Source organism: Vibrio sp. Hep-1b-8 (assembly GCF_006124995.1).
Lineage (GTDB): Bacteria > Pseudomonadota > Gammaproteobacteria > Enterobacterales > Vibrionaceae > Vibrio.
On sequence record NZ_QEWN01000013.1, the window covers coordinates 1 to 14,735 of the forward strand.

A 14,735-nucleotide genomic window follows, 5' to 3' on the forward strand; every position below is an offset into this window, starting at 1 on the left:
ATACCGCGCTCGATACGGCCAGTTACTACTGTACCACGACCTTGGATTGAGAATACGTCTTCGATTGGCATTAGGAACGGCATGTCTACTGCACGCTCTGGCTCTGGGATGTAAGAGTCTAGTGCTTCAGCAAGCTCAACAATTTTCGCTTCCCACTGCTCTTCGCCGTTTAGTGCGCCTAGTGCAGAACCTTGGATAACTGGTAGGTCATCACCTGGGAAGTCGTACTCAGATAGAAGTTCACGAACTTCCATTTCTACTAGCTCTAGAAGCTCTTCATCATCAACCATGTCACATTTGTTCATGAATACGATGATGTATGGGATACCAACCTGACGGCCTAGTAGGATGTGCTCACGAGTTTGAGGCATTGGGCCGTCAGTCGCAGCAACAACTAGGATACCACCGTCCATCTGTGCAGCACCTGTGATCATGTTTTTAACATAGTCAGCGTGTCCTGGACAGTCTACGTGTGCGTAGTGACGTGATGGAGTGTCGTACTCAACGTGAGAAGTTGCGATTGTGATACCGCGCTCACGCTCTTCTGGAGCGTTATCGATAGATGCGAAGTCTTTCGCTTCACCACCGTACACTTTTGCAAGTGTAGTACAGATAGCAGCAGTTAGAGTTGTTTTACCGTGGTCAACGTGGCCGATAGTACCAACGTTAACGTGCGGTTTAGTACGTTCAAATTTTTCTTTAGACATGAGTTGTCCCTCTAGGTACGGATTTAGGTGGCTTTGATGACCACGCAACCAAAAAAGTATTGGTGATATAGTTACCTTCAATCACTAAACGTAGTTTAGTCGAGAGAAAGTATCAAAAGGAAAAGTGTGCTTGAGAGCTGGTGCTGATACCCAGAGTCGAACTGGGGACCTCATCCTTACCAAGGATGCGCTCTACCGCCTGAGCTATATCAGCATCACTATTGAGTGGAGCGGGCAGCGGGAATCGAACCCGCATCATCAGCTTGGAAGGCTGAGGTAATAGCCATTATACGATGCCCGCAACACGTAACTCTGTGAGCTATTTCCTTAAGAATATGGTGGAGGGGGACGGATTCGAACCATCGAAGGCAGTGCCAGCAGATTTACAGTCTGATCCCTTTGGCCACTCGGGAACCCCTCCAAATTTTTATTCCAAGTCTCTCGTTCTCTAAAAAGAGATAAGCGGAGAAATGGTGCCGACTACCGGAATCGAACTGGTGACCTACTGATTACAAGTCAGTTGCTCTACCTACTGAGCTAAGTCGGCATAAGTGGTGCGCATTCTATTGAATGATTTTCTACCTTGCAATAGCAAATTTAAAAAAAATTCTGTTTTTACAAAGTTTCTGCTTGTTTGCTGAAAATTCACGCAATTCATCGCCAAAAATTGACTTATGTAGACTATGTCGTTGGAAATCTTTAGCGGTTGTTGTATTTTCGCTGCTCTATCGTATTAGTAAAACCAAGTTAGGATGACCATGACGCCGTATCTCTCTTTTAATCGTCAGCAGTGGGCCGAATTGCGTAATGCCGTGCCTATGACGTTATCCGAGGCTGACTTGGTTGAGCTACAAGGTGTGAACGAAAGGCTCACGATGGATGAAGTCGAGGAGATTTACCTGCCTCTGGCTCGTCTGCTTAACCTATATGTAGCAGCACGCCAAAGCCGAAATACGGTGTTGAACAACTTCTTATCAAATCAAGAATCCGCTCCGCCATTTATCATTGGTATCGCGGGAAGTGTCGCCGTTGGTAAAAGTACCACCGCGCGTTTGCTCAAAGCGCTATTATCTCGCTGGGATAACCACCCTAAAGTTGAGCTGGTGACCACCGATGGTTTCCTGTACCCAAAGAAAGTGCTCGATAGACGCGGCATCATGCACCGAAAAGGCTTCCCTGAATCATACGATATCAAACAGTTAGTTGCGTTTGTCTCTGATGTAAAGGCCGGCAAACCGAATCTGGAAGTTCCGGTGTACTCTCACATCACTTATGACATCACTGACGAAGTCAAAGTGGTCGATCGCCCAGATGTGCTGATTATTGAAGGCTTAAATGTCCTTCAAAGTGGTATGGACTACCCTCACGATCCTCATCGCGTCTTTGTTTCCGACTTTCTTGATTTTTCACTTTATGTGGATGCTGAGAGCACCATTATTGAACAGTGGTATGTCGAACGTTTCTTGAAGTTTCGTCAGGGTGCCTTTGCCAAGCCCGGCTCTTACTTTAGCCATTACACTAAGCTGACTGAACCACAGGCGATTGAAAAAGCGCACAGCATCTGGCAAGCGATCAATGGTGTAAACCTAGATGCGAATATTTTGCCAACCAAAGGACGCGCACACTTAATTTTGCAAAAAGGGCAAAATCATAAAGTCGAACAGGTATTGTTGAGGAAGTAGCGAGAAAATCTTGGAAGGTTGACGTGAAAGCGTCAACCTTTTTTCTGGATTTTAGACGTAAGTCCCTAACAAAAACTCTGTATCAGATACCTACTCAGCATCTATAACGTGCATCTCTCGAAGGGCGAAGCCCGTTCTAAACTCTCGCAGGACGAAGTCCGGTCTCGGAGCGAAGCGTTCTACTTCCCTTCCGGTCCGTATTGATTCTCACCATCCGTGCCTTTAAGGAAACCACACTCAACTAGAATCCATAGACCACAAATCAGTGCCGCCATTGAGCTCACTGCTTGTAAAGTAGTTGGTTGCGCGCTTTGGCTTGGATCGCCAACAGGCATGGTCATTCGGCCAATCACTAAAGGAATATTGAGCAGCAACCACCAACTTGACTTACCTCTGTCATGCCAACGTTTGGCGGTGATGGCGAGATCCGGTAGAAGAACAATCAGCAAGAATACCGGCAAAATAAGATGCGCTATGGATGGAAACAGAACATTCATTCCCAACGCAAAACCGACAATTAGTAAGTAATAAGCCACATTCCAAGTCCAATAGGTTTTACGTCCTATACGACCGTGAAACGAGAATAACAGTTCTTTCATTGACATCTTAAATACCCAAAATTTAAACATAATTAGATAAAAGTAATCTAATTCACCACTTTCTGAAAACTCTCTTTATCCATGTCGCGGATATTCACCGTTAGACTACGAACATGCCCTGCCTGCTCTGACAGCACATCCATCAATTGACGTGACAGCTCTCTTTTTTGCTCTGTACTACGCCCATCTAACAGTTCAAAACTGATGTGGATAAAGTCAACGCTGTCTCCTTCATCGCCAATCAACCAGTTGTGGTAACGCAGTGCCCTTGACTTGATTGAACCGATATCAAACAACCCACACTGGATCGCAACCTGATGTAAGTCTTCCAACAACCCTTGAACATTGACACGTTCATCGACAGAGTTGGAGTATTCCATGACTAGATTTGGCATAGTATTCCTCAAATGTAAGAGAGTTTCACGAGAAAGGGTGAATGGACAACACTATTACCAATTTCTATGCTTAATTCCGAGCATGTTTCAGCCAATCTGTACCATGGATCACTGATATGTCCATCAATTGCACCAGATATGTGGCATGACTGCTCCTACCAATAATTTATATCCGGTTAAGACATGACGGTAATCATGATCTAACCCTTTTTATCTGTTATATTCTTACGAAGATTTTTTACATTAATTGATTAAACACGGAGATATTCCTATGCGTCGTCCTGTAGTGATGGGTAACTGGAAACTTAACGGCAGCAAAGCAATGGTAAAAGAGCTGCTAAATGGTCTAAACGCTGAGCTTGAAGGCGTTGAAGGTGTAGACGTTGCTGTAGCTCCACCAGCGCTATACATTGACTTAGCGGAACAGCTAATCGCTAAAGGTGGCAACAAAATCATCCTTGGTGCACAAAACACGGACCTAAACAACAGTGGTGCATTCACTGGCGACATGTCTCCAGAAATGTTGAAAGATTTCGGTGCAACTCACATCATCATCGGTCACTCTGAACGTCGTGAATACCACAACGAATCAGACGAGTTCATCGCTAAGAAATTCGCTTTCCTGAAAGAGAACGGCCTAAAGCCTGTTTTCTGTATCGGTGAATCTGAAGCTCAAAACGAAGCTGGTGAAACTGAAGCGGTATGTGCGCGTCAAATCAACGCTGTTATCGATACTTACGGTGTAGAAGCACTTAACGATGCAATCATCGCTTACGAACCAATCTGGGCAATCGGTACTGGTAAAGCAGCAACAGCTGAAGATGCACAGCGTATTCACGCTTCTATCCGTGCTCTAATCGCTGCGAAGAGCCAAGAAGTCGCTGAACAAGTAATTATCCAATACGGTGGTTCTGTTAAACCTGAAAACGCAGAAGCTTACTTCTCTCAACCAGACATCGATGGTGCGCTAGTTGGTGGTGCATCTCTAGATGCTAAGAGCTTCGCAGCAATCGCAAAAGCGGCAGCAGCGGCTAAAGCGTAATTTTTCTAGATAATAGAAAAGAATAAAGGTCAGCTTTTGCTGGCCTTTTTTGTGTCTGTTGGCTCAATCAAGTATCCTACGCTTTTCCGATCACTAGTAGTTGTGCCGAATGCAGGATAAGCATGGCCTTTTAACAGGCTCAATTCCCCTAGTTCTCCGTCAGATGACCGTTCCGATGACGTTCGGCATGATCGCGATTCTGATGTTCAACTTAGTCGATACCTTCTTTATCTCTCTGCTGGGCACACAAGCCCTAGCGGCGATCAGCTATACCTTTCCAGTGACCTTCGCGGTCAACTGTATCACTATGGGAATCGGTATTGGTCTCTCGACCAGCATTGGACGTTTGCTGGGACAAGGTCAAGCTCAAGACGCTGCGCGATTTTCTACCCACGGTCTAATCTTGGCAGTGACTCTTGTGGTGCTCGCTTCAGCGATGGGTTTCTTTTCCATAGAACCTTTATTTCTAGCTCTTGGCGCAAAAACTGATTTACTGCCACTGATAAAACAGTACATGCAGATATGGTATCTCACCATTCCTCTGCTGGTGATCCCAATGGCGGGTAACAGTGCAATTCGTGCCACAGGCGACACAAAAACCCCTGCAAAAATAATGATGTTAGCTGGATTTATTAACGGGCTACTCGACCCGCTACTGATCTTTGGCTACGGACCTTTTCCAGAACTTGGAATTCAAGGCGCTGCCATCGCCAGTGCATTCAGTTGGCTTGGGGCTTTAATCGGTTCGCTTTATGTATTGGCCAAACGTGAGAAGCTTCTTGCTCTGCCTAACTTTGATTCTCTTTTAAAAGACTGGCAACAAATCCTTAAGATTGGTACTCCAGCGGCACTCTCTAATGCTCTAACTCCTATCTCAGGCGCTATTTTAATGATGATGCTCTCTTCTCATGGCACAGCAGCAGTTGCCGCTTATGGCGCAGCGCAGAGAGTTGAGTCAATTCTGATATTAGTTTTAATGGCGTTGACTTCAGCTCTAACGCCCTTCATCGCCCAGAATATGGGAGCGAATAATCCAACGAGAAGTTTTGCTGGTCTATTTCTTAGCATGCGCTTTTCCATCGTCTTCCAGCTCGGGATATTCATTATGATGGTGCCACTCAGTATCCCGATTGCAGCCCTTTTCTCTCAGGAGGTTGCGGTAAAAGATCTGCTTTGGCATTACCTGTTGGTGGTGCCTTTTAGCTATGGTTTTCAAGGCATAATGATGATGTTGGTCTCTGGACTCAATGCCCTTCATCAACCGATGCGTGCTTTCCAATGGAGCTTTATGCGTTTGTTTCTTTTTACCTTACCATGCGCGTGGCTTGGCGGTCAGTGGTACGGTATTGAAGGACTCTTTGTCGGAATTGCACTAGGCAATATTGTCGGAGGAACAGCGGGCTATCTTTATGCAACCAAACTTCGTCGTACTTATCTTACTTCACGGCCATAAAACAAAACACCGACCTTTAGGCCGGTGTTTGTGTAAAGATTCACGGGTTATTCATTAACCACGATTTCTTCTTCATCGTCGATTTCTAAATCGACATCAAGTGGTTCTTGAGAAAGAATCACCCCTGTGTTGTCTGCGTATAGGTAATCTTCTGGAAGGAAAGTGACGCCACCGAAGTTAACCGGAATATCAACCTCCCCCACACCTTGGGACGTTGCGCCTACTGGAATAGAAGCAATCGCTTGAATACCGATACTCATGTCTTCCAGTTCATCCACTTCTCGGACGCAACCGTAAACAACAATACCTTCCCACTCGTTCTCTTCTGCCATTGACGCAAGTTCTGCATCAATCAAAGCTCGGCGTAAAGAACCACCACCGTCAATAAGCAGTACTCGACCAAGGCCGTCTTGCTCTAAGATCTCACGGATTAACCCATTGTCTTCGTAGCATTTCACCGTAGTGATCTGGCCTGCGAACGATGCGCACCCACCAAAGTTACTAAACATGGGCTCAACGACATCGACTTGCTCTAAGTAGATGTCGCACAAGGCAGAGGTATTGTATTCCATAGTATTCCTTCCCATACCGTTCGTTATCTCCATCGAGTATATAGGGTCATTAAGTCATTGCAATGACATGCATCATTTAACTCACCAGAGTTTGAGCTATGACCACTCCAGCAAACAGCAAGTTGGTCACCATTGAGCATTTCACTATTACAGGCATCATTGGCGCAATCTGCGCTGGTTGCTGTGCCAACCAGACTGCTCGACCATGTTTGTAGGTCACAATCAGACTGAGAAGAAAAGGCAGACTGATCCATATTGGGCTAGGTTGATGCACCAAATAGGCGGCAAAAGCAATAACAGCACCCACTAGTAGGACAAAGTGGTACTGCTTAGCACGTTTTTGCCCAAGACGCACGGCGACCGTCTTCTTACCGCATTCTTGGTCGTTCTCAATATCGCGCATGTTATTGATATTAAGGACTGCGACAGCCAGTAAACCACAGCCAATCGCTGGCAGGATCAGTAAAGGCGCCACGATGCCGGTATGCAAGAAGTACGTCCCTGCTACGCCAAGTAAACCAAAGAAAATAAAGACTGAAATATCACCTAAGCCAACATAGCCATAAGGTTTATTGCCAACGGTGTAAGCTATTGCCGCAACGATTGCCAACATCCCCAAGCCAATAAAAGCCAAGATGCTCTGTAAGCTTTCTAACGCGTACATCACCAACGTCAGACCCGCAATAACAGTCAGGACCACATTAATCATCATCGACTGCTTCATAGCAGACTGACTCACTGCACCTGACTGAATCGCACGCATCGGTCCAAGTCGATTTTCATTGTCGGTTCCTTTCACTGCATCGCCATAATCATTGGCAAGATTCGATAAAATCTGCAGCAGAGTCGCTGTCAAAAACGCCAATAACGCGACAATAAAAGAGAATTGGTGAGTGGAGTACGCCAATACGCTACCGGTTAAGATAGAAACCAATGCAAGAGGCAAGGTTTTTGGTCGAGCGGCATCTAGCCATATTTTAAGAGACTGTTTCATAGGTTCTAGTTTAGTACCATCGGACTGACCTAGAATTGTGGCACATCAAACCTTGCAGATAAAAATAAAAAAGGCCACCGAAGTGACCTTTTTCTAAAACTTAACCTAAGCAATGCTTATTTTACACGACTAACGTATTCGCCAGAGCGAGTATCTACTTTGATCACTTCGCCGATAGAGATGAACAGAGGAACGCGTACTACTGCACCTGTAGACAGTGTTGCAGGTTTACCACCCGTACCTTGAGTATCGCCTTTTAGACCTGGATCTGTATCGGTTACTTCTAGCTCAACGAAGTTTGGTGGCGTTACCACGATTGGGTTGCCGTTCCAAAGAGTTAACATACAAGTGTTGTTTTCAACCAACCACTTAGCGTTGTCACCTACCGCTTTAACATCAGCAGCAATCTGCTCGAATGTTTCGTTGTTCATAAAGTGGTAGAATTCGCCGTCGTTATATAGATAATCTAGGTCGATATCCATTACGTCTGCAATTTCACAAGTATCACCAGACTTGAAGGTTTTCTCTAGCACTTTACCAGAAAGAAGTTTACGAATTTTTACGCGGTTGAACGCTTGGCCTTTACCAGGTTTAACGTATTCGTTTTCCAAGATAACGCAAGGCTCGTTATCAAGCATTAGTTTTAGACCGCCTTTAAATTCATTGGTGCTAACAGTAGCCATTTTTTCCTCTTACATTCTTAGAGCTAAATTCAATGCCGCACATCATAACCCGAAAAGTTGAATCTGTTGAGCAAAACTGGCTTAAACAGCTAGCGAATGGGATCTCGGATCCTGCAAAACTGCTCGAACAACTTGAAATTGATCCGACCCCTTGGCAGAACGGGTTTGAAGCTCGAAAGCTTTTTGCGCAACGTGTGCCGCAAAGTTTTGTCGATAGAATGGAAAAAGGCAACCCTTATGACCCGCTTTTACGTCAGGTGCTGCCCTTGAGTGAGGAGTTTGAAATTCATCAAGGATATTCCAACGATCCGCTCGAAGAGCAGAGCAATGCCATCCCAGGATTACTGCACAAATATCGTAATCGCGCATTAATGATTGTAAAAGGCGGCTGTGCCATCAATTGCCGCTACTGTTTCCGTCGTCATTTCCCGTACGACGAAAACAAAGGATCTAAGCAAGTTTGGCAAACCAGCCTCGACTACATTCAGCAGCACCCTGAGATCGATGAGATCATTTTATCCGGTGGCGATCCTCTCATGGCCAAGGATGAGGAGTTAAATTGGCTCATCAAGCATATTGCAGATATTGGCCATATTAAGCGCTTACGTATTCACTCTCGCTTACCTGTCGTCATTCCAGATCGTATCACCCAGACTCTGACGGACACATTGGCTCAAACTCGTCTACAGGTGATCTTAGTTACGCATATCAATCATGCACAGGAGATAGATCAAACTCTGACCAACGCATTGTCTCGACTCAAACAAGTTGGTGTTACTCTACTCAACCAAGGCGTGATGCTTAAAGGTGTGAATGACAGTGTTGCTAGCCAAGTTGCGCTGAGTAACGCACTGTTTGATGCAGGCATTCTGCCGTATTACATCCATGTACTAGACAAGGTGCAAGGCGCTGCGCATTTCTTTATTTCCGATCAGGAAGCCAAAAGAATCATGGCCGGCGTGCTGGAACAAGTCTCTGGTTACTTGGTACCGAAACTGACTAGAGAAATTGGCGGCCGCGCCAGTAAAACCCCTCTCGACCTACATTTAGAGTAGTAATGAAAAACGTACGTGGATTTACCCTGATTGAACTCATTATCGTCATTGTTGTGCTCGGTATCCTAGCGGTCACAGCGTTGCCACGTATGTTAAATATCCAGTCGGACGCACGCATTTCAGCCCTACAAGGGTTACGTAGTGCCATGCAAGGAGCAAACGATCAGTTAATTGGTTTGTCATCGGTTCGAGGTCTCGACACCGAGGAGAACGCTTCGATTGAAATTGAAGGTGAGAATGTCTTGCTCGTCTACGGCTATGCGAGAGCAGACAATGCAAACGCATGGGCTCATCTTATTGATGCCAACATAGAAAACACCACTTGGGGCAGCGACAATGCTGACTGGTACTTTAGCAATACCAATGGTGACGATGGCATCATTCTCTATATGCCGGCGAGTCGAAGACAAGTTGGACTAAACTGCTTCTTACAGTACACCGAGGCGACGGAAACTGATCCTCCGAATTTCATTCTTACCACAGATGGCTGCTAGTTTTTTTCTTAAAGATAGAAATCTTTTGTTCGATCGACACCTGTAATCTATGCATACTCGAGCGTTTTGGAGGTCATAATGCAACCAACTTTAGATCAACTATTAGACTTAGGACCGTTTAGTTGGCTAGCGCTGCTTTGCTGCGCTATCAATGGTATTTTAATTGGTGTCGAACGTCAGACTCGTGGCAAACCTGTCGGTATTCGTACTTCAATTCTGATCATTTCTGGTACCTATCTATTTATGTCGATGGCCGTATCACTCTCGCCAAACACCCTTGACCAAGCTCGCGTGCTTGGGCAAATCATTACCGGTGTTGGTTTTCTTGGTGCCGGTGTAATGATGACGCAAGATGGCAAAATCCACGGTGTGACATCCGCAGCAGTTATCTGGATGCTTGCCGCTCTAGGCTTGATGATAGGGTTAGGATACTTACAACAGTCCGTTGTTATCACCTTGCTCGCACTCACGGTTCTGCTTGGCGTAGATAAAGCAGAAAACAGAGTTAAGGCGTTACGTCGAGGCGTACACCAAACATTCCAGAAACGTAAGAGATTACGTTCTGGTGCATAAGCCTTAGATATAAATCGACCTATTTCCTCCATTTAAGCTTCGTTATTTGATAACAAACAAAGAAGAGGCGAATAGTGAAAGTCATGCGCGAGATAAGCAAAAGACCTCACATTTCACCTACCCCTTTCGGGTTAGCATAATCACAACTTTCAACTTACTGTAGGGTTAGATTATGTTTTACGTACATATGCTCCTGCTTCTGACGGTCATTTTTATCGGTATCCGCCATGGAGGCATTGCGTTTGGTTTACTCGGTGGTCTGGGCGTTTCTGTTCTGGCCTTCGTTTTTGGTGTCGCACCGGGATCACCTCCTATCAGCGTAATGCTGATCATTCTCGCGGTGGTCGCAGCATCAGCCACACTCGAAGCAACGGGTGGCCTCAAGCTACTGGTTAAGTTCGCAGAGCGCCTGCTACGCAAACACCCTAGTCAAATCGTCTTCTTAGGCCCACTTTGTACTTACTCTCTTACTGTGTTAGTCGGGACTGGCCACTCGGTTTACCCACTTCTTCCTGTTATTTATGATGTGGCATATAAGAAAGGTATTCGCCCTGAAAGACCAATGGCAATGTCTACGGTCGCTTCACAAATGGGGATCACAGCAAGTCCAATTGCAGCAGCAGCGGCTGTTGTCATGGCGACTGCCGCAGACAACAGTCTCGATATCAGCCTAGTTGACGTACTGCTTGTCACCATTCCAGCAACTCTGATTGGTGTACTTGTTGGCTGTTTATGGAGTTTGAAACGCGGTAAAGATCTCGATCAAGATCCAGCATTCATTGAACGTTGCCAAGATCCTGAATTCAAAGCACAGCTAATTGATGCTAGCGATGAAGACGATCAAACCCCTAGCCACGAAGGCGTTGCGAAGAAAGGTTTAACCATCTTCCTCGCGGGTATTGCCACCGTCATATTTGTCGCGATGTTTGGTAAAGATTTGGGTCTGCTACCAAGCGGAGTTAAGATGTCGGTAGCGATTCAGTTCCTGATGCTATCTGTCGGTGCGTTGATTCTACTCACCACTAAAGTAGAGCCGAAAAAAATCGTCCACAGTAACGTGTTTATCGCAGGTATGACGGCGGTGATCATCATCTTTGGTATTGCTTGGATGAGTGACACGATTATCGGCTTCCACAAACCCTACTTAATCAGTTTGGTGAGTGACATTGTGGCCGCGCATCCATGGACTTTCGCCATCGCGATGTTTGTGGTGTCAGTATTCCTCAAGAGTCAGGCTGCGGTTCTTACCATCATGCTGCCACTTGGATTTGCGATGGGCATTCCAGCCCCTGTTCTGATTGGTGTACTACCCGCATGTTATGCTTACTTCTTCTTCCCGTTCTATCCAAGTGACCTAGCCGCGATTACCTTCGACCGCTCAGGGACAACCCAAATCGGGAAGTACATTCTCAACCACAGCTTCTTGCTACCAGGTTTCATTGGCGTGGTTACCGCTACGACTGTCGGTTACGTTATCTCAACCATGATTGTGAACTAACCAAACGACAAATAGTAAAAAAGCCAGTTGGTTTCCCAACTGGCTTTTTATTTGAATCATTTTAGCGATGTGCTTAGAACAACTCTTCCGCTACCTTGAACAGGTCAGTGCGTACAGGACGCTTCATGTTCTCGATTGCATCGATAATATCGTGGTGAACAAGTTGCTCTTTCTGAATACCAACACAGCGACCACCTTGACCTTCCATTAGAAGATGTACAGCGTAGTTACCCATACGTGAAGCGAGTACACGGTCAAACGCAGTTGGACGACCACCACGTTGAATGTGGCCCAGAACCGTAGCACGAGTCTCACGACCTGTTGCCGCTTCGATCTCTTTAGCTAGCTCGTTCGCATCCATCATTAGCTCTGTTAGAGCAATGATCGCATGCTTCTTACCTTTAGCGATGCCATCTTGGATATTACCAATTAGCTTCTCTTTATCTAGACCCGTTTCTGGTGTGATGATGTACTCACAGCCACCAGCGATCGCAGACATAAGCGTAAGATCACCACAGTGGCGACCCATGATCTCTACGATAGAAATACGTTGGTGAGAAGATGAAGTATCACGTAGACGGTCGATCGCATCGATAACTGTATTAAGAGCAGTTAGGTAACCGATTGTGTAATCTGTACCTGCGATGTCGTTGTCGATTGTGCCAGGAAGACCAATACATGGGTAACCCATTTCAGTCAGCTTCTTCGCACCCATGTAAGAGCCGTCACCGCCGATAACAACAAGAGCTTCAATGCCGTGTTTCTGTAAGTTTTCGATCGCTTTTTGGCGAACTTCGACTTCTTTGAACTCAGGGAAACGTGCAGAACCTAGGAACGTACCGCCCTTGTTGATCACGTCAGAAACGCTTGAACGATCCAGTTGTTTGATACGATCTTCATATAGGCCTAAGTAGCCATCGAATACACCGTAAACCTCTAACCCTTCAGATAGTGCAGTACGAACTACACCACGGACTGCTGCGTTCATACCAGGTGCGTCACCGCCACTTGTTAAGACACCGATCTTCTTAATCATGCTCACCCTCGATTTTTGGGAATCTTATTTCAATTTTTACGTCAGCCGCTTTCAAACAAGCCACCAACAAAATTCCTTTAACTGTGCAATATGTTACCTTTCCTAGAAAGGAATACTACTTTTATTTGCATCAAATTATGTAAGTTTTCTACTTATGTAAGAGTATTACAGCTTTGCACATTGACTTACTTGATACACATCAGGATCACAGTTAAAAGTGGTATCGCTGAAAAGATAGTCAATAGTTGACGGTTTGTCTGTGTTATTACTCTTACCAATCTTGAGATTTCTGGACTTTCTCCGCTCCCAATACCACAGAATAGGGATCCTGATGAATTAGTACATCCGATTGAGGAAAAAGCTCAAGCAATTTATCCTCGACTTGATCAGAGATTCGATGCGCCTCAAGCAATGGCATATTATCTTCCAATTCCAAATGAAGCTGAATAAAACGTGTCGGGCCAGACATCCGTGTTCTTAGTTGATGAACGCCCAGTACCCCCTTCACATTCAAACAACATTGTCGAATGGCTTTAAGTTCATCATCCGGAAGCTTTCTGTCCAGTAGCGTTTGAATGGCTTCCTGAACCATCTTGAATGCGCTATATAGGATAAACACACCGATCCCGACAGCAAACACCGCATCTGCCTGTGTGATACCAAACCAACTTAAACCCAGCGCCAGCATAATAGCCGCGTTCATATAGAGATCAGACTGATAGTGAAGTGAATCGGCTGCGATCGCTTGGCTGCCCGTTTTTTTGACAACTTGTTTTTGGAAGGTAACCAAACCCAATGTCACCGCAATGGCAAACAAACTGACATATACGCCATACTCTGGTGACTGGAGAGCATGAGGCCTGAAGAAACGTTCTATACCGTTAAGAATAAGAAAGACCGCCGAACCTGAAATGAACATCGCTTGAGCTAAGGCAGCTAAAGATTCTGCTTTGCCATGACCAAAGGTGTGCTCTCGGTCTGCCGGTTGTAATGAGTACCGCACGACAACCAAATTGACCAGTGAGGCGGCAATATCAAGCATCGAGTCAATTAGTGACGCAAGAAGACTGACCGATCCCGTGACCCACCAAGCTGCGACTTTAACAATAAGTAAAACCGTAGCCACTATCGTAGCTGTCCAAGCCGCCATGGTGACAAGGCGAGCGTATTCCTGTTTCATAGTACTTTGATTAGTAAGCAAACATCCCCTAAGTATAACGCTTCACAAGTTGAATAAAAATGACATAAAAAAGGCGACCTTTCGGCCGCCTTCGAATGCGTTACTGAACAAGGTTAGTCAAAACGCTTTTGCATTTTTTCAGCACACTCAGTAGCGCGCTCTTGTTGCAGTTCAACAAACTTCGCTTTCTGCTCAGGAGTCAAAATGCTTAGCATCTTGTGCTGTCTTTCTAACATTTTCACTTTGCGTTCAGTTTGTTGTTCAACCATAGCTTTGGCTAATTCGTTTGCCGCAGCCTGATCAAAATTATCAGCAAGTAGCAACTGTTCTACTTTAGCTTTTTGAGCTAATTTCTCTGCGTGGAATACCGCTTTTTTCTGCTGGTTATTCGTTTCGCGCATCTCTTGAAGCTGAGTTTTTTGCGCATCTGTGAGGTCTAATTGACGCATAATGCCTCGGTCAAAACCACCACCACATTCGCCGTGTCGACCATTTCCACCATTATTGTGATCTTTACCACCAAATGCATATGCACTTGCTGTACCCAATGCTAGAGGAAGAACAGCGGCTGCCAATACTACTTTTTTTGCTAATTTCATAATCGTACCCTTCACGTTAATCTGTTGAATGAGCTGTCTTCACAGCGGTTAAGTGTAGAATACGACTTGCAGCGTAAAGCAACGTCTATAGAGCGTAAAGAATCGTAAAGAACAATAATGACACTAAATCAATGGACGTTTTCCCAGTAAACTAACGGTAACCAAACTAAGTT

16 protein-coding genes and 4 tRNA genes are annotated in these 14,735 nt (G+C 45.4%); 7 read left to right on the top strand and 13 right to left on the bottom strand.

Going from position 1 to position 14,735, the window contains the following annotated elements; all coding sequences use genetic code 11:
• The 5 genes from DA100_RS04195 to DA100_RS04215 form a co-directional block, all read right to left on the bottom strand.
• Window positions 1-707, bottom strand: a 707-nt coding sequence (locus DA100_RS04195) for an elongation factor Tu (protein ID WP_138971039.1), incomplete at its 3' end; no start/stop codon positions are given.
• A gap of 138 nt (window positions 708-845) precedes the next feature.
• Window positions 846-921, bottom strand: a tRNA-Thr gene (locus DA100_RS04200).
• Window positions 922-933: 12 nt separating this feature from the next.
• A tRNA-Gly gene (locus DA100_RS04205) sits at window positions 934-1,008 on the bottom strand.
• Between the two features lie 35 nt (window positions 1,009-1,043).
• A tRNA-Tyr gene (locus DA100_RS04210) sits at window positions 1,044-1,128 on the bottom strand.
• A 50-nt stretch (window positions 1,129-1,178) separates the two neighbouring features.
• Window positions 1,179-1,254: transfer RNA gene (locus DA100_RS04215), tRNA-Thr, on the bottom strand.
• Between the two features lie 211 nt (window positions 1,255-1,465).
• Between DA100_RS04215 and coaA the strand changes: the two genes are divergently transcribed.
• Complete coding sequence (gene coaA / locus DA100_RS04220) at window positions 1,466-2,389, top strand: type I pantothenate kinase (protein WP_138971040.1); 924 nt, start codon at window positions 1,466-1,468, stop codon at window positions 2,387-2,389.
• Window positions 2,390-2,568: 179 nt separating this feature from the next.
• On the opposite strand, the gene DA100_RS04225 is transcribed toward coaA, so the two are convergent.
• Complete coding sequence (locus DA100_RS04225; RefSeq protein WP_138971041.1) at window positions 2,569-2,994, bottom strand: DUF805 domain-containing protein; 426 nt, start codon at window positions 2,992-2,994, stop codon at window positions 2,569-2,571.
• A gap of 41 nt (window positions 2,995-3,035) precedes the next feature.
• Window positions 3,036-3,383 carry a 5-carboxymethyl-2-hydroxymuconate Delta-isomerase gene (locus DA100_RS04230; RefSeq protein WP_138971042.1) on the bottom strand — a complete coding sequence of 116 codons (348 nt, stop codon included), beginning with the start codon at window positions 3,381-3,383 and terminating at the stop codon, window positions 3,036-3,038.
• A 271-nt stretch (window positions 3,384-3,654) separates the two neighbouring features.
• Between DA100_RS04230 and tpiA the strand changes: the two genes are divergently transcribed.
• Window positions 3,655-4,425, top strand: a complete 771-nt coding sequence (tpiA, locus tag DA100_RS04235; RefSeq protein WP_138971043.1) for a triose-phosphate isomerase — start codon at window positions 3,655-3,657, stop codon at window positions 4,423-4,425.
• A gap of 109 nt (window positions 4,426-4,534) precedes the next feature.
• Window positions 4,535-5,878 carry an MATE family efflux transporter gene (locus DA100_RS04240; RefSeq protein ID WP_171052134.1) on the top strand — a complete coding sequence of 448 codons (1,344 nt, stop codon included), beginning with the start codon at window positions 4,535-4,537 and terminating at the stop codon, window positions 5,876-5,878.
• 47 nt (window positions 5,879-5,925) lie between these two features.
• Here the strand turns inward: DA100_RS04240 and rraA are convergent, their stop codons facing one another.
• The 3 genes from rraA to efp form a co-directional block, all read right to left on the bottom strand.
• Complete coding sequence (gene rraA / locus DA100_RS04245) at window positions 5,926-6,450, bottom strand: ribonuclease E activity regulator RraA (protein WP_138971044.1); 525 nt, start codon at window positions 6,448-6,450, stop codon at window positions 5,926-5,928.
• 76 nt (window positions 6,451-6,526) lie between these two features.
• A complete protein-coding gene (locus DA100_RS04250) occupies window positions 6,527-7,444 on the bottom strand; it encodes a 1,4-dihydroxy-2-naphthoate polyprenyltransferase (protein WP_138971045.1) in 918 nt (305 codons plus the stop codon).
• A 116-nt stretch (window positions 7,445-7,560) separates the two neighbouring features.
• On the bottom strand, window positions 7,561-8,127 hold the full coding sequence (gene efp / locus DA100_RS04255; protein WP_138971046.1) for an elongation factor P: 567 nt from the start codon (window positions 8,125-8,127) through the stop codon (window positions 7,561-7,563).
• Between the two features lie 32 nt (window positions 8,128-8,159).
• Between efp and epmB the strand changes: the two genes are divergently transcribed.
• From epmB to DA100_RS04275, 4 genes are all read left to right on the top strand, one after another.
• Entirely contained in the window at window positions 8,160-9,182 is a 1,023-nt protein-coding gene (gene epmB / locus DA100_RS04260; protein WP_138971047.1) for an EF-P beta-lysylation protein EpmB, read from the top strand.
• A 2-nt stretch (window positions 9,183-9,184) separates the two neighbouring features.
• Entirely contained in the window at window positions 9,185-9,676 is a 492-nt protein-coding gene (locus DA100_RS04265) for a type II secretion system protein (protein WP_138971048.1), read from the top strand.
• 78 nt (window positions 9,677-9,754) lie between these two features.
• On the top strand, window positions 9,755-10,249 hold the full coding sequence (locus DA100_RS04270) for an MgtC/SapB family protein (RefSeq protein WP_138971049.1): 495 nt from the start codon (window positions 9,755-9,757) through the stop codon (window positions 10,247-10,249).
• A 172-nt stretch (window positions 10,250-10,421) separates the two neighbouring features.
• Window positions 10,422-11,747, top strand: a complete 1,326-nt coding sequence (locus tag DA100_RS04275) for an anaerobic C4-dicarboxylate transporter (RefSeq protein ID WP_138971050.1) — start codon at window positions 10,422-10,424, stop codon at window positions 11,745-11,747.
• A gap of 73 nt (window positions 11,748-11,820) precedes the next feature.
• On the opposite strand, the gene pfkA is transcribed toward DA100_RS04275, so the two are convergent.
• The 3 genes from pfkA to DA100_RS04290 all read right to left on the bottom strand — a co-directional run bounded on the left by pfkA (window position 11,821) and on the right by DA100_RS04290 (window position 14,562).
• Window positions 11,821-12,783, bottom strand: a complete 963-nt coding sequence (gene pfkA / locus DA100_RS04280; RefSeq protein WP_138971051.1) for a 6-phosphofructokinase — start codon at window positions 12,781-12,783, stop codon at window positions 11,821-11,823.
• Between the two features lie 271 nt (window positions 12,784-13,054).
• On the bottom strand, window positions 13,055-13,963 hold the full coding sequence (gene fieF / locus DA100_RS04285; RefSeq protein ID WP_138971052.1) for a CDF family cation-efflux transporter FieF: 909 nt from the start codon (window positions 13,961-13,963) through the stop codon (window positions 13,055-13,057).
• A gap of 113 nt (window positions 13,964-14,076) precedes the next feature.
• Window positions 14,077-14,562: a CpxP family protein gene (locus tag DA100_RS04290; protein WP_138971053.1), complete on the bottom strand. Its 486-nt coding sequence runs from the start codon at window positions 14,560-14,562 to the stop codon at window positions 14,077-14,079.
• Window positions 14,563-14,735 lie beyond the last annotated feature (173 nt).

Bases quoted from the DNA above. Each gene is read 5' to 3' on its own strand.
- rraA (WP_138971044.1), bottom strand. From the start codon at position 6,450: ATGGAATACAATACCTCTGCCTTGTGCGACATCTACTTAGAGCAAGTC.
- epmB (WP_138971047.1), top strand. From the start codon at position 8,160: ATGCCGCACATCATAACCCGAAAAGTTGAATCTGTTGAGCAAAACTGG.
- pfkA (WP_138971051.1), bottom strand. From the start codon at position 12,783: ATGATTAAGAAGATCGGTGTCTTAACAAGTGGCGGTGACGCACCTGGT.
- DA100_RS04270 (WP_138971049.1), top strand. From the start codon at position 9,755: ATGCAACCAACTTTAGATCAACTATTAGACTTAGGACCGTTTAGTTGG.
- DA100_RS04290 (WP_138971053.1), bottom strand. From the start codon at position 14,562: ATGAAATTAGCAAAAAAAGTAGTATTGGCAGCCGCTGTTCTTCCTCTA.
- DA100_RS04265 (WP_138971048.1), top strand. From the start codon at position 9,185: ATGAAAAACGTACGTGGATTTACCCTGATTGAACTCATTATCGTCATT.
- DA100_RS04225 (WP_138971041.1), bottom strand. From the start codon at position 2,994: ATGTCAATGAAAGAACTGTTATTCTCGTTTCACGGTCGTATAGGACGT.
- fieF (WP_138971052.1), bottom strand. From the start codon at position 13,963: ATGAAACAGGAATACGCTCGCCTTGTCACCATGGCGGCTTGGACAGCT.
- tpiA (WP_138971043.1), top strand. From the start codon at position 3,655: ATGCGTCGTCCTGTAGTGATGGGTAACTGGAAACTTAACGGCAGCAAA.
- DA100_RS04240 (WP_171052134.1), top strand. From the start codon at position 4,535: ATGCAGGATAAGCATGGCCTTTTAACAGGCTCAATTCCCCTAGTTCTC.
- DA100_RS04275 (WP_138971050.1), top strand. From the start codon at position 10,422: ATGTTTTACGTACATATGCTCCTGCTTCTGACGGTCATTTTTATCGGT.
- DA100_RS04250 (WP_138971045.1), bottom strand. From the start codon at position 7,444: ATGAAACAGTCTCTTAAAATATGGCTAGATGCCGCTCGACCAAAAACC.
- efp (WP_138971046.1), bottom strand. From the start codon at position 8,127: ATGGCTACTGTTAGCACCAATGAATTTAAAGGCGGTCTAAAACTAATG.
- coaA (WP_138971040.1), top strand. From the start codon at position 1,466: ATGACGCCGTATCTCTCTTTTAATCGTCAGCAGTGGGCCGAATTGCGT.
- DA100_RS04230 (WP_138971042.1), bottom strand. From the start codon at position 3,383: ATGCCAAATCTAGTCATGGAATACTCCAACTCTGTCGATGAACGTGTC.